10 protein-coding genes are annotated in these 14,008 nt (G+C 58.9%); 6 read left to right on the top strand and 4 right to left on the bottom strand.

Going from position 1 to position 14,008, the window contains the following annotated elements; translation table 11 throughout:
• The first annotated feature begins 26 nt into the window (after positions 1-26).
• The 6 genes from N7578_RS22430 to N7578_RS22455 all read left to right on the top strand — a co-directional run bounded on the left by N7578_RS22430 (position 27) and on the right by N7578_RS22455 (position 6,079).
• Positions 27-794 (top strand): M48 family metallopeptidase, encoded by a 768-nt coding sequence (locus N7578_RS22430; protein WP_311112418.1) that lies wholly within the window; start codon positions 27-29, stop codon positions 792-794.
• A 146-nt stretch (positions 795-940) separates the two neighbouring features.
• Positions 941-1,603 carry a phosphoribosylanthranilate isomerase gene (locus N7578_RS22435; RefSeq protein ID WP_311112419.1) on the top strand — a complete coding sequence of 221 codons (663 nt, stop codon included), beginning with the start codon at positions 941-943 and terminating at the stop codon, positions 1,601-1,603.
• Between the two features lies 1 nt (position 1,604).
• A complete protein-coding gene (trpB, locus tag N7578_RS22440) occupies positions 1,605-2,825 on the top strand; it encodes a tryptophan synthase subunit beta (protein ID WP_311112420.1) in 1,221 nt (406 codons plus the stop codon).
• 4 nt (positions 2,826-2,829) lie between these two features.
• Complete coding sequence (gene trpA / locus N7578_RS22445) at positions 2,830-3,669, top strand: tryptophan synthase subunit alpha (protein ID WP_311112421.1); 840 nt, start codon at positions 2,830-2,832, stop codon at positions 3,667-3,669.
• Positions 3,670-3,709: 40 nt separating this feature from the next.
• Positions 3,710-4,609, top strand: coding sequence for an acetyl-CoA carboxylase, carboxyltransferase subunit beta (gene accD / locus N7578_RS22450; protein WP_311112422.1), 900 nt, complete (start codon positions 3,710-3,712; stop codon positions 4,607-4,609).
• A gap of 90 nt (positions 4,610-4,699) precedes the next feature.
• Complete coding sequence (locus N7578_RS22455) at positions 4,700-6,079, top strand: bifunctional folylpolyglutamate synthase/dihydrofolate synthase (protein ID WP_422646720.1); 1,380 nt, start codon at positions 4,700-4,702, stop codon at positions 6,077-6,079.
• Between the two features lie 49 nt (positions 6,080-6,128).
• Here N7578_RS22455 and trxA read toward each other — a convergent pair whose 3' ends face one another.
• The 4 genes from trxA to N7578_RS22475 all read right to left on the bottom strand — a co-directional run bounded on the left by trxA (position 6,129) and on the right by N7578_RS22475 (position 13,998).
• The gene (gene trxA / locus N7578_RS22460; RefSeq protein WP_003505361.1) at positions 6,129-6,449 is read right to left on the bottom strand and encodes a thioredoxin; all 321 of its coding nucleotides are present in this window, start codon (positions 6,447-6,449) and stop codon (positions 6,129-6,131) included.
• A 78-nt stretch (positions 6,450-6,527) separates the two neighbouring features.
• Complete coding sequence (gene addA / locus N7578_RS22465; RefSeq protein WP_311112424.1) at positions 6,528-10,094, bottom strand: double-strand break repair helicase AddA; 3,567 nt, start codon at positions 10,092-10,094, stop codon at positions 6,528-6,530.
• Positions 10,084-13,257, bottom strand: a complete 3,174-nt coding sequence (gene addB / locus N7578_RS22470; RefSeq protein ID WP_311112425.1) for a double-strand break repair protein AddB — start codon at positions 13,255-13,257, stop codon at positions 10,084-10,086. Before addB ends, addA begins: the two co-directional genes overlap by 11 nt.
• A gap of 9 nt (positions 13,258-13,266) precedes the next feature.
• Entirely contained in the window at positions 13,267-13,998 is a 732-nt protein-coding gene (locus N7578_RS22475) for a nucleotidyltransferase family protein (protein WP_311112426.1), read from the bottom strand.
• Between the last annotated feature and the right edge of the window lie 10 nt (positions 13,999-14,008).

Here is a 14,008-nt window from a genome sequence, read left to right on the forward strand (position 1 = left end):
GGACTCGAATCGGCTATGAATGCGGCATGTTTTCGCTTCTGAGAAAATCCGTGAAGTCAACGGCGCCGAAAAAGGCCGTACAGAGCCAGCGCACCGTCGAGGTCGCGGGCAGAAGCGTGCCGATCGCTGTAAAGGAAAATCCGCGCGCAACGCGTATCACGCTACGCATTGAACCGGGCGGCAGAGCCTTGAAGCTGACCGTACCTCTGGGTCTGCATCACAGACAGGTTGACGATTTTCTCGAGCGGCATCACGGCTGGCTTGAGGGCAAGCTCGGCAAGCTGGGATCGGACGACAGCCTAAGCCCCGGCGCAACGATCGAGATCCGCGGTCTGCCCCACCGTATCGAGCATAGCGGCAGTGTCCGCGGTGTAACACGGATCTCCGAGGGCGAGGACGGTGCCGCGATCCTATCGGTCAGCGGTCTTCCAGAGCATCTTGGCCGGCGTATAGCCACCTTTCTGAAAAAAGAGGCCAAGGCCGATCTGGAAAGACTGGTGGCGTTTCACGCGAAAAGAGTGGGGCGGCCGGTACGTTCGATTACCATGAAGGACACGCGCAGCCGATGGGGCTCCTGTTCGCACGAAGGAAATCTGAGCTTTTCCTGGCGGATCGTCATGGCGCCGGAAAAGGTCATCGATTATCTCGCGGCGCACGAAGTTGCCCATCTCGCCGAAATGAACCACGGGCCAAAATTCTGGGCGCTTTGCGAAAAGCTTTGCCCGCACACGGAAGAAGCGAAAGCCTGGCTGAAGCGTCATGGCTCCCGGCTTCACGCTGTCGACTTCGATTGAACTCTGTTCGACGAGTGATTATTTCTGGATTCACGTGAAACATCGAAGAATAGAGCGGCAACGCAACCCGAACGCGGAAGCGGATATGAGGGGTGGCGACGCGCTTTATACTCGACTCTTTCAACATTTCGTGTCAGGTCGCAGGTATGAAACCGGATATCAAGATTTGCGGATTGAAGACGCCGGAAGCGGTGGAGCGTGCTGTCAGACGCGGTGCGTCGCACATCGGCTTTATCTTCTTTGAAAAAAGCCCGCGCAACATCGAACCCGATATCGCCGGAAAGCTGGCGGATGCCGTTCGTGGCAGCGTCAAGGTCGTGGCAGTAACCGTCAATGCCGACAATGACGAGCTGGATGAGATTGTTGATCTCCTCAAACCGGATATCCTGCAGCTGCATGGAAGCGAAACGCCCGAGCGTGTCCTGAACGTCAAGGCGATTTACGGTCTGCCGGTTATGAAGGCGATTTCTATTCGCGACGACGCTGATCTTGCCAAAATCGATCCTTATGTTGGTATCGTTGATCGTTTCCTGCTCGACGCAAAACCACCGGCAGGTTCGGATTTGCCCGGCGGTAACGGCGTATCCTTCGATTGGACGCTCCTTCGCTCTCTTGACGGCGGCATTGATTACATGCTTTCCGGTGGGCTGAACAAGGATAACGTCGCCGAGGCTCTGGCAGAGACCGGGGCGAGGGGGATAGACATATCGTCCGGTGTGGAAAGCGCGCCGGGAGTAAAAGATCCGGCCATGATCGACGCGTTTTTTGATGCGGTGAACAATCGATTGACTGGCCCAGAGGGAGCTTGAAGTGAACGACACGCCAAAACCCAATTCCTTCCGTTCAGGACCCGATGAGGACGGCCGCTTCGGAATCTACGGAGGCCGCTTCGTTGCCGAGACGCTGATGCCGCTTATCCTGGATCTGCAGGCGGAATGGGACAAGGCGAAGACCGATCCGGAGTTTCAGGCGGAACTGAAGTACCTCGGCGCTCATTATACCGGCCGCCCCAGCCCGCTATATTTCGCGGAACGCCTGACGGCGGAACTCGGTGGCGCGAAGATCTATTTCAAGCGTGAAGAGCTGAACCATACGGGTTCGCACAAGATCAACAACTGCCTTGGCCAAATCCTTCTCGCCAAGCGCATGGGCAAGACGCGTATCATCGCTGAGACTGGCGCTGGCCAGCATGGCGTTGCGTCCGCAACGGTCGCAGCGCGTTTCGGTCTGCCTTGTGTCGTCTACATGGGTGCGACGGATGTTGCACGCCAGGCGCCGAACGTTTTCCGCATGAAGCTCCTCGGTGCGGAGGTAAAGCCGGTGACGGCTGGCCATGGCACCTTGAAGGACGCAATGAATGAAGCGCTGCGCGACTGGGTAACCAACGTCGACGACACCTATTACCTGATCGGCACGGCGGCCGGTCCTCATCCCTATCCGGAAATGGTGCGCGATTTCCAGGCCGTCATCGGTCAGGAAGCCAAGGCGCAGATGCTGGAAGCTGAAGGCCGCCTGCCGGATGTCGTCATCGCGGCGGTCGGCGGCGGATCTAACGCCATCGGTATCTTCCATCCGTTCCTTGATGACGAAAACGTCAAGATTGTCGGCGTCGAGGCAGGTGGCAAGGGACTGTCCGGCGACGAACATTGCGCCTCTATCACTGCCGGTTCGCCGGGCGTTCTGCACGGCAACCGTACGTACCTGCTTCAGGACGAAGACGGTCAGATCAAGGAAGGTCACTCGATCTCCGCCGGTCTGGATTATCCCGGAATCGGGCCCGAGCATTCCTGGCTGAACGATATCGGCCGCGTCGAATATGTGCCGATCATGGACCACGAGGCGCTCGACGCCTTTCAGATGCTGACGCGCCTTGAAGGCATTATCCCGGCGCTCGAGCCGAGCCATGCGCTTGCCGAAGTCATCAAGCGCGCTCCGAAGATGGGCAAGGATGAAATCATCCTGATGAACCTCTCCGGCCGTGGCGACAAGGATGTCCACACCGTCAGCAAGTTCCTTGGAATGGATGTATAAGATCATGACCGCACGTATGGACAAACGTTTCGCCGATCTGCGCGCTGAGAACCGTCCTGCTCTGATTACCTATTTCATGGGCGGTGATCCGGATTTCGAAACATCGCTTGGAATCATGAAGGCTCTGCCGGAAGCAGGCGCTGACGTGATCGAGCTCGGCATGCCGTTTTCCGATCCAATGGCCGATGGCCCGGCGATTCAGATGGCTGGCCAGCGCGCTTTGAAGGGCGGCCAGACGCTGAAGACCACGATCGATCTCGCCCGTGAGTTCCGCAAGTGCGACGACAGGACCCCGATCGTCCTGATGGGGTATTACAACCCGATCTACATCTATGGCGTAGAAAAGTTCCTGGTCGATGCGCTGAATGCTGGCATCGATGGCCTCATCGTGGTCGACCTGCCGCCGGAGATGGACGATGAACTCTGCGTGCCTGCCCTCAAGCACGGCATCAATTTCATTCGTCTTGCAACGCCGACGACAGATGACAAGCGTTTGCCGACCGTTCTTAAAAACACCTCTGGTTTCGTTTATTACGTGTCGATGAACGGTATTACCGGGTCTGCATTGCCCGATCCTTCGTTGATTTCGGGTGCGGTTGGCCGTATCAAGACGCACACCGAATTGCCGGTTTGCGTCGGCTTTGGCGTCAAGACGGCCGATCATGCGAAAGCGATCGGTGCAGTTGCGGATGGCGTGGTCGTCGGTTCGGCCATCGTCAACCAGATCGCTGGCAGCCTGACGGCCGACGGCAAGGCGACAGCCGATACCGTTCCGTCCGTCACGACGCTGGTAAAGGGACTTTCAACGGGCGTGCGTGCATCGCGCCTTGCTGCTGCCGAATAATTTTGTTCGGTAAAGCGCAGTCAGTCACAGGAGTATTCAAGTGAACTGGATTACCAACTATGTCCGGCCGCGGATCAATTCCATGCTTGGCCGCCGCAACGATGTTCCGGAAAATCTCTGGATCAAGTGCCCGGAAACAGGCGAAATGGTCTTCCACAAGGATCTCGAAGAGAACCAGTGGGTCATTCCGGCCTCCGGCTATCATATGAAGATGCCTGCAAAGGCGCGTCTTGCGAACCTATTCGATGACGGCGTTTTCGAAGCACTGCCGCAGCCTAAGGTCGCTCAGGATCCGCTGAAGTTCCGCGACTCGAAGAAATACACCGATCGCCTGCGTGACAGCCGCGTCAAGACCGATCAGGAAGACACGATCCTGGCGGGTGTCGGCAACCTCAAGGGGCTGAAGATCGTTGCGGTCGTGCACGAATTCCAGTTCATGGGCGGTTCGCTTGGCATCGCCGCCGGCGAGGCCATCGTCAAGGCATTCGAACGCGCCATTTCGGAGCGTTGCCCGCTGGTCATGTTCCCGGCCTCCGGTGGCGCCCGCATGCAGGAAGGTATCCTGTCTCTAATGCAGCTGCCGCGCACCACCGTTGCGGTCAACATGCTGAAAGAAGCAGGCATGCCCTACATCGTGGTTCTGACGAACCCCACAACGGGCGGTGTTACGGCGTCCTATGCGATGCTCGGCGATGTTCACATCGCTGAACCGGGCGCTGAAATCTGCTTTGCCGGCAAGCGCGTGATCGAGCAGACCATCCGCGAAAAACTCCCGGAAGGTTTCCAGACGTCTGAGTACCTGCTGGAGCACGGCATGGTCGACATGGTGGTCGATCGCCATGCTATTCCCGATACGCTGGCAAGCCTGCTGAAGATCATGACGAAAACTCCGGTTGAAGAAGTGCCGCACGGCACCGTCGCTCTCGCCGCTTCGGCCTGAAAACACAACATGTCGCCCGAAGTCGGTCATCGGCTTCGGGGCGACCTTATAAAAGGCGCGTGACGGATTAGCTCTGCATGTGCCCGACAGATGATCGGACCAGCGCCTGAAAGGCGGTTAGAACAGATGACGAAGCCCGCAATAAGCGAGGCCGAGCAGATCATCGAAGAGCTGATGCAGCTGCATCCAAAAGGCTTCGATCTCTCGCTCGACAGAATTTCCCGCCTTCTTGAAAAGCTCGGTAATCCGCAGAAGCGCTTGCCGCCCGTAATCCACGTGGCGGGTACCAATGGAAAAGGCTCCGTCACGGCTTTCTGCCGTGCACTTCTGGAAGCGGCCGGTCTTGGTGTGCATGTGCATACCTCGCCGCATCTGGTCAACTGGCATGAGCGTTATCGCATCGGTGTTGCTGGCGAGAAAGGTCGTTACGTCGAAGATGCTCTTTTTGCCGACGCGCTACGCCGGGTGGCGGATGCCAATGACGGTCAGAAAATCACGGTTTTCGAGATTTTGACGGCCGTCATGTTCCTCCTGTTTTCCGAGCAGCCAGCCGATGTGGCGATTGTCGAAGTCGGGCTTGGCGGGCGTTTTGATGCGACCAACGTCATCAATAACCCGGCTGTTTCGGTTATCATGCCCATATCGCTCGATCACCAGGCTTATCTCGGTGACAGGGTGGAACTGATCGCGGCAGAGAAAGCCGGTATCATGAAGAGTGGCTTTCCGGTGGTCATCGGCCATCAGGAGTATGATGCTGCCCGTGATGTTCTGGTAGCAACGGCCGAGCGTTTGAGCTGTCCTGTGACCGTCTATGGACAGGACTTTGCCGCGCACGAAGAATTCGGCCGCACGGTCTATCAGGATGAGTTCGGCCTGATGGACGCCCCGCTGCCAAGACTTCCAGGCCGTCACCAGCTTGCCAATGCCGCCGCTGCCATCCGCGCGGTCAAGGCGGCTGGCTTCGAGGTGACCGAGCGAATGGTAGAAAAAGCCATGACATCGGTGGAATGGCCGGGCCGGCTGCAGCGCATCCAGAATGGCAGGATTGCCGAGATGGCGCCGGATGGCGCGGAAATCTGGGTCGACGGCGGACATAATCCGGGCGCGGGTGAAGTGATTGCCGAAGCCATGGCCGGTTTCGAGGAACAGAGGCCGCGCCCGCTGTTCATCATCGCCGGCATGATCAACACCAAGGATCCCGTTGGTTACTTCAAGGCTTTCGCGGATATCGCCGAATATGTCTTTACCGTTCCGATCAGCGGTACGGAAGCGGCGATTGACCCCGTGGTTCTTGCGCATGCGGCCTTCGATGCCGGGCTGGTGGCTGCGCCGACGTCATCCATTCCGGAAGCGCTGGAAGAGTTGGCCCGTCATCTCGATCCTGACGCACCGCCGCCGCGCATCCTGATTGGCGGCTCCCTCTATCTTGCCGGCAACGCGCTGGCGCTGAACGGAACGATACCTCAATAAAAAAAGCCCCGGTGGAACCGGGGCTTTTTAATTTCAGCAATCAGCCGTCTCAGGCAGCGCCGGAAATCCAGGCGGAAAGCGCAGTCTTGGGAGCTGCACCAACCTTGATGTCTGCCACTTCGCCACCCTTGAACATGGCAAGGGTCGGGATCGAGCGAACGCCGAACTGGGCGGCCAGCTCAGGGTTTTCGTCGATGTTAAGCTTTGCAACCTTGACCTTGCCGGCCAGCTCCGAGGAGATTTCCTCAAGGCTCGGGGCGATCATTTTGCAAGGACCGCACCACTCGGCCCAGAAGTCTACGACAACGGGTTCCGCGGACTCGAGAACTTCGGACTGGAAGTTGGCGGCATCGACTTTTACGGTAGCCATATCTGGCTCTCCTTTCAGTGAATCTTTTTCCGCTATCGATGTGATGCGGGCAGGGGCGAATTTCAATGCCCCGGTATCTCACTTTGTTTTTATTGCGGCAAGTGCCTGCGCCATCGCATCGTTTCCGACCGTCATCAAAGATGCATTTTCCGTGTAGACCAGTGCACTGACGAACGTCTTGTCCGGATAGAGGGGTGTGAGAATCTCACGGTAGATGGCAAGCTGTGCGACATGGGAGAATGGAATCTCGTCCGCATTTCGCGGTGGAACACGGTTGGTCTTGTAATCGACCAGGATGACGCGATCCCCATCAACCGCCAGCCTGTCGATCCGGCCGGACACCGCATAATCCTGCCTGCCAAGCGTCAATGTGCCCATGATCGAGACTTCCGCCCGGCTGTTGGGTGAAAAGGCGCACTGAATGGCTGGTTCCGAAATCACACGCAATACATTGATGATCAACTTTTCACGCTCAGCCGTTGGCCAAAACCGCGTGGCGCGCTCCGCATAACGCCGGGCTGCCGCTTCGCGTTCGCCGTCTGGAAAATCCGGCAAGGTTTGCAACATGCGGTGCACCAGCCTGCCGCGTTGAAGGGCAAGAGTCGATGCCGCTGTTTTTTGCCCGAAAAGGGGAGACGAGACGATAAGATCATCCGCTCCATCATCGATGATCGTTCCCGCACCCGATGGGCTGAGCGGTCTTGGAAGCGATGGAAGCGGCGGTAATGGCGTCATAAGACCGACAGGCAGATGCGTTTCGCCGTGATCTGCAGTTTTTGCGGTTTCATGTGGCCGGTCAGTGAAACGGGCATCCGAGGAACGCCAGAGTACGCCGTCCCATTCTTCGCCGCCCGCGAAGAAGGTTTGCGGCTTCGAGCGTTCAGGGTGATCGAAAAGGGCGCGCCTGACGATGGCATGCCAGCAGTCGGGATTTTCCGTGGGGCCGCGATAACCACAGACGATCAGATGGTCGGCGGCGCGGGTCATCGCCACATAAAGCAGACGACGATATTCCTCCTCGGCGGCATCCTTCAGCCTGTCCTTGTCTGCTTCCACGAGGCTGTTGGAGAAACTGCTGCCGGGCAACCACACCGGAAAGGCATCATCGGTATTTTCGATAAAACGCAGGCTCGGCAGATGGCTGTGGTTGAAGGCTTTCGAACCACCATCGACGACGAAGACGACAGGCGCCTCAAGCCCCTTGGAGGCATGCACCGTCATGATGCGCACCTCGCCGCGATCCTTGTCCTGTTCGCGTTTGACCTCCGGGGAATCGGTCTCGAGAACCGAAAGGAAAGCCTGAAGGCCGGGCATGCCAGCCTTTTCATGGTCGAGCGCGAACGACAGAAACTCGTCGAGAACGTCGCTGGCCTCATTGCCCAGCCGCCCCAGAAATTGTTTTCGGCCGTCATGAAGAGTCAGAACGGCGGCGAAAAAATCATGCACTGTCGCGACCTTTGACAGTGCGATGAAGCCAGAGAGCTTTTCGCGGACAGAGGCGAGGCAGCTATCGTCGCGGGAAAGCTCGATCAGGCGCTGCCAGACGCTGACGGCATCGGTGCGATTAGCGCAGACCTTGAAGACATCGTCTTCATTAAGGTTGAACAGCGGACTTTTCAGGAGCGCTGCGAGAGACAGATCGTCCTGTGGCAACACCACGAACCGGCCAAGCGCCAGCAGGTCCTGAACCGCAATGTGATCGGTCAGGCGAAGACGGTCGGCACCGGCGACAGGAATATTCTTGCGCTGTTTGAGTTCGCGGGTCAGCGCATTGACGAAGGCATGACGTTTGCGCACCAGGACAAGAATGTCGCCCGGTTCTATCGTTCGTTCCGCGCCTTTTTCAACGATCGTTTCCTTGCCAATCATCTCCGCAATGCGGGCCGCGATACGGCGGGCAACGATGGCGGGCGGAGCGCTTTCCCGCAACGCGTCGAAAGGAGCAGTCCAGTCGTCCTCGTCTTCGGCGGTTTCCGGTACCACCATGTCCCACACTTCGACGGTGCCGGGTTGCCCTGCGCGGTTGGACCGGTGTTCGACAGGTTCCTTGTCTGCACTGAGGCCGCTGGCATTCTCAGGGTTGGAAAAGACCTGATCGACGGCGGCCAGCACGTCTTCGGTGGAGCGGAAGGAGAGCGGCAGCCGGATACGGTGGAACTGCTGCTCCACGGCATCTACGCGTCTCTTCGTCTCGTCGCGTTCCTGCGAAAACCGCTCCGGCCTTGCTCCCTGAAACGAATAGATCGACTGCTTTTCGTCCCCCACGGCAAACAGCGTGCGCTGGCCGCTGCGGGCGCTTTCCCCGGTAAAGAAGTCTGCTGCCAGCGACTGGATGATCGACCACTGTACCGGGCTGGTGTCCTGCGCCTCGTCCACGAGGATGTGGTCGATGCCCTGATCCAGCTTGTAGTGAACCCATGCGCCCGCCGTATCCCGGTTCAGAAGGTTGGCGGCACGTTCGATCAGATCTTCGAAATCGAGCTGGCTGCGCTGCTTTTTCAGATCCTCGAAATCACCGATCAACCGTTCTGCGAGAGTGAGTGCCGCCTGCGTCGCTTCCAGCATGCGCACCAGCCGATAACGCTCGCGGCAGGTGGCCACATGCTCGCGGGCCAGGATAAGCGCTTCCAGAAGGCCGGGGGCCGCCTTCTGCATGGCTTTGTTGATGACGAAGGCATCCGACTTCTTTTCGCCTTTGGCCGTCAGAAGTGCTGCTTCGATGAACGCCATGCGCTCAAAAACACCCGTTTCCCGTCTGGCTTCCCGCAAGGCGTAGGCCACGTCAAACACGCGAGACCCGCCAATCTCGTCACCAAGCGTCAGATAGGTGTCGAGCGTCAGCCCCGAAAGCCCGGGAAGCGGCCAGTAGGCCGCCGCTGCCGTTTCTGGTGTTTCTCCGTCGCTGATCTGCATGGCCTGACGCAGGGAAGCTTCGACACCGCCCGACTGCTGCGCCTCATGCAGAAAACCTCGAAGTGCACTGCGGTTGGCAATGATGGCGCCAAGCAGCGATTCCAGTCCGCTTTCATCAGCAAGATCGAGTACGTAGGCGAGCGACTTGGCCAGTTCGGCATCGCCCTCCGTCGAAACGGCCGTCAGCAGGGAGCGGCGTGCTTCGGCAAGTAGTGTGGCTGCGGCTCGGTCGTCCAGAACCGAAAAATGCCCGGCAACATTGGCCTCCAGCGGAAACTGGTGGAGCAGGGCTTCACAGAACGCGTGAATGGTCTGGATTTTGAGGCCACCCGGTGTTTCCAGCGCCTTGGCGAACAGGCGTCTTGCCTGAGCGAGCTTGATGAGGTCTGGAACCTTGCCCTCGATGGACGCGATCCGGTCCTTCAGATCGGAATCCGGCAACGTGGCCCATTCCGCCAGCCTGTCGAACACGCGGCTCGACATTTCGGAGGCGGCAGCCTTGGTATAAGTCAGGCAGAGGATCGCCGAGGGACGGCAGCCCGCCAGCAACAGACGAATGACGCGCTGGGTCAACACATGCGTCTTGCCGGAACCCGCATTGGCGGAAACCCATGCAGAGCTGGCAGGATCCGACGCAAGCCTCTGGCGCGTCGTCGTCCAGTCGATCCAGCTTTCGGGATTATCGGCTAAAGGGCGAGTTTCCAGGTCGGAACCAAATGAATCAATCGCCATCGCCGTCTCCCGGTTCTGCTGTCGACCATTCCGAAACGCGGGCGAGATGATCGTATTCGCCGCCATAGGACTGCTGTTCTTCCGGTACGAGGCGGGAAGCAAAGCCGTTCTTGCCATCTCTCAGGGAGCCGACAAATTTGGCAAGCTGATCGATCGATTCCGTCGCCAGCTCTACAGCCGACTTTGGCGGCTTTTTGCTTCGGGTGGAGCCTTCGTTGTTGACCTGATCGGCAAAGAAACGGTCACCCGGACGCAATCGAACGTAGATAAGGTTTTCCGGTGTCGGCGACCCGGTATCCCTGAAAGCCCCGCGCATCAGTGCAGCGGCTTCCAGCGAAAGCTGCGGATCGAGAAGGGCGCGGGCCTGATTGACGGAGGGCGCTAGCCCTGTCTTGTAGTCGATGATGTCTGCAAGACCGCTTGTCTTGATGTCGATCCTGTCGGCAATGCCGGTCAGACGGATGCCTGCCTCCGGGATTTCATGGCCAGCGCGGGCTTCGAAAAAGCTGCGGCGGATGGAAGGGTGTCTTTCCTTCTCCCACTTGATGAAAGCATGCGCAACGGCTTCGAAACGCGGACGCCAGATGACATCGACATGCGAGGGAAGATTTTCCGCATCGAAGCATTCGTTGAGTATGCGGTCCATGGCTTCCAGCGAAGCGGGCGTTCCTGGAACATGGCCTTCACGCGAATAACGTTCGATGATCGCGTGATAAAGCGTACCGCGATCTGCCGCGCTCGGGTCGCGGTTGAACTCTCCCAGCGGATCGAGACGCAGGATGCGCCGTGCATAGATCGCGTAGGGATCGCGGCGCAGTTTTCCGACCTCGCTGAAGGAATAGCTTTTCGGTTGCAACTCTGCCGGAGGCTTGGGCGCCGGGCGTTTTGCGCCGTCCTGTTCTATACCGTCATCGAGCAGTGTTGCCCACTGGCGGAACGTCTCGCCGCGCTCTCGCAGACTGTCAGCGAAGCCTTCTCCGCCAAGCGCCAGCAGGCGCTGCAGCCAGCGAGAGGCAACAGCCGGCGTGGAGCCCTGCCGGAGGGCGCGGCTATAGACGATATGCCGTGTTCCGTTGGCCATTTCGAAATCGTGGGCCAATTGGCCGATGCGCCGCTCCGGCGGCTCCAGGCCAATTGCGGTTTTCATGGTCCGCGACAGGAACGGGTTGTTGGCGGTTTGTCCCGGCCACAAACCTTCGTTCAATCCGCCGATAATGATGGTATCCACGTTTTGCAGGCGTGCTTCCAGCGCACCGAAAATGAAGACCCGGGGATGGCTCATTGCGCGGGGCTTGATGGAATCACCCGCAACAAAGGCTGCAAAAATATCGATCCATTGCGGTCCGTCGGCGTCCAGAACGTCGCCGCTCTCCATCAACTCGGAGAAAAGCGAAGACAGCTTGTCCCCAGCTTCGCCGGACCACAAGGCGGCAAGATCACCGCTTTCATCGGCGCAGACTGCCTCGATCACGCGCCCCGTGCGCTCTGCCCATGCGGACAGCGGCAGCTTGTCCGTCAGCATCCGTCCTGAACGGCCACGATAAACAAATGCGGAGGAAAGCGGCTCTATGACGGTACGAATTCGCCCTGCCAGATCACGGGCGGCTTCGACGCTTCCATCCGGCAGGGCAACGCGCCAGGCAGGGGGATGACGATCATCTTTCTGGGCGTGAAGCTGCGCATCGAGAATGGCTTCGAGATCACCGATGTCGGTTTCCAGTCGTCCACCGCGAAGAGCGATCAGCTCCAGCGCAGTCGCAGCTGCTTCGAATGCATCTCCGGAAAGGCCGAACCGCGCCAGCGGATGTTTGAGAAGCGAGACGACGGAAACGGGATCTCCGGGGCGCAGCACGGCTTCGAGAACAAGCTGTACAAGCCCTGCCTGCGGTGTCGCGGAAAGCGGTGTACCGGCCGAATCGTCGGCAACAATTCCGAAACGTTTCAGTTCCGTTGCAACACGGCGCGCCAGTCCACGGTCCGGCGTGATCAGCGCTGCCTGCGAGGGGCGATCCTTTCCCGGTTTTTCGAGCGCCAGTTTGAGAGCGATTGCAACGGAGGTCGCTTCCTCGCGCTCATTGGCCGCTTCGATCAGTGTGGCGGAAGCGAAGGCGTTATCGAAAAACCCGTCCTGTCTGCCGTCGCGCCATCTGTTCCATTCGCTCGTGGACTTTACCGGCGCAAGCGCCATCGAGAATATGGACGCACGCCCCTGAAGATCATCGTCCAGACAGCCGATCTGCTCCACGTCTCGGCGAAGGACACCAAGTTTCTGCAGGAGCACGAAAAGTCCGTATTGGGAGTGCGTGCGGCTTGCGGGATCGTTCAGATCCTCGCCGATTGCCTGCCATTGGTCTTCCGGCATGGCGACATCAAGGCCCGGAAGTACAACGACGCCCTGTGGGATGGAGGCAACGGATACGATGAAATCGGCCGCTGCCGGAATGGAGCCGGTAGAGCCCGCAACGATGATCGGGCCACTGTCGGGCAATCTGGCAAGGCGTTCGGCTTCGGCGCGGAGGATGGCGTTACGGTGTCGACCGGCAGAAGAGCGGTTCAGCTCAGCAAGACGTGCAGGCCAGAAGATGCTTGCGATTTTCAGGAAATCTGCGGTGAGCTGCCACCACTGCGCATGATCCCCGGTATCAAGGTGCTCAAGCGCTTCCCATTCCTTCTCTTCCGTATCCATGGCGTCGATCACTTCGCCGAGTGCACGCGCCAGCCATACGGCGTCGGCGGGACTTGCCGGTGCGACAAGCGGAGAATCGGAGTGTACGGCGCGGATGGCGTCCGGCAGGCTGTTGCGCCATGCGAGGATAAGACGCGCCAGCTCGATCAGGCGGCCGGTGCCGGAAATCGGCGGTGCCATATCCATGAGCAGCGGATTTTCGATATCGAAGAAACCGCTGTCATCGTCGGTTTCGCCGAGCGGCCGGATCAGCGGCAGAATAGCTGAGCGCCCGCCCAGAAGGTCCACGAATTCCGACCGTAACACGCGTGCCGAACGGCGGGTCGGCACATAGATCGTCACCTTTGCCAGCGACAGCGGATCGGCCGGATCGTATCTATAGGACGGGGTAAGTGTTCCGTCGCACAGTGTTTCTGCGAGCGTTTTCAGGAACGGTGTTCCCGGCGCGATGGTCAGAATGCGTTTGGCATGCGCCAATGGCTTGTCTCACTGTCTAGTTGAATATGCGGTGATGGTTCTTTCCGCATCTTCTATAGCATCCGGTGTGCCGACAGTAATCCATTGACCGACAAGCGGGAGGCCGAAAAGCCGGTTCCCGGCGATGGCGCGGTCGAAATAGATGTTGAGGTTGAAGGCATCCGCAGGTGCGTCGTCCAGCAGCTGGCTATCCATGGCAATCGCACCGGCATAAACGACCGGATGCGGTTCGCCTTCATGATAGCGAGACAAGCGGCCATCCGCGGCGAGGTTGAAATCTTTTTTGCCGTTGTGCCCGGTGGTGCGATCCATGTCGACGCAGAGCATCGCCATGTCCATTCGCTCCGGGTCGAAGAATTCGGCAAGCTTCTGCAGGCTTGTCTTCTCGCCGGGTCGTTCTCCGATCCAGAACAGATCGGCGTTCATGACGAGTACCGGCCCGGGGGATAGAAGCTTCAGACCCTTGGCCAGACCGCCACCGGAATTCATCAGCTCGGCCCGCTCGTCCGAAATCAGGATCTCGGCATCCTTGCGGGTTTTTAGATGCGTAAGCATCTGGTCCGCATGGTGGTGAACATTGATGGCGATCGTTTCCACACCCGCGGCAACCAGAACGTCGAGCGCATAGTCGATCATCGGCTTTCCGGCGATCTTGACGAGTGGCTTCGGGATCGTATCGGTGATGGGGCGCATTCTTGTACCAAGACCCGCTGCCAGCACCATTGCCTGTCTGATCGTCATGTCGAAAGCT

This window comes from Agrobacterium tumefaciens (assembly GCF_031801495.1).
Taxonomy (GTDB): Bacteria; Pseudomonadota; Alphaproteobacteria; order Rhizobiales; family Rhizobiaceae; genus Agrobacterium; species Agrobacterium tumefaciens_K.

Bases quoted from the DNA above. Each gene is read 5' to 3' on its own strand.
- N7578_RS22430 (WP_311112418.1), top strand. From the start codon at position 27: ATGTTTTCGCTTCTGAGAAAATCCGTGAAGTCAACGGCGCCGAAAAAG.
- N7578_RS22435 (WP_311112419.1), top strand. From the start codon at position 941: ATGAAACCGGATATCAAGATTTGCGGATTGAAGACGCCGGAAGCGGTG.
- trpA (WP_311112421.1), top strand. From the start codon at position 2,830: ATGACCGCACGTATGGACAAACGTTTCGCCGATCTGCGCGCTGAGAAC.
- N7578_RS22455 (WP_422646720.1), top strand. From the start codon at position 4,700: ATGATCGGACCAGCGCCTGAAAGGCGGTTAGAACAGATGACGAAGCCC.
- trxA (WP_003505361.1), bottom strand. From the start codon at position 6,449: ATGGCTACCGTAAAAGTCGATGCCGCCAACTTCCAGTCCGAAGTTCTC.
- addA (WP_311112424.1), bottom strand. From the start codon at position 10,094: ATGGCGATTGATTCATTTGGTTCCGACCTGGAAACTCGCCCTTTAGCC.
- N7578_RS22475 (WP_311112426.1), bottom strand. From the start codon at position 13,998: ATGACGATCAGACAGGCAATGGTGCTGGCAGCGGGTCTTGGTACAAGA.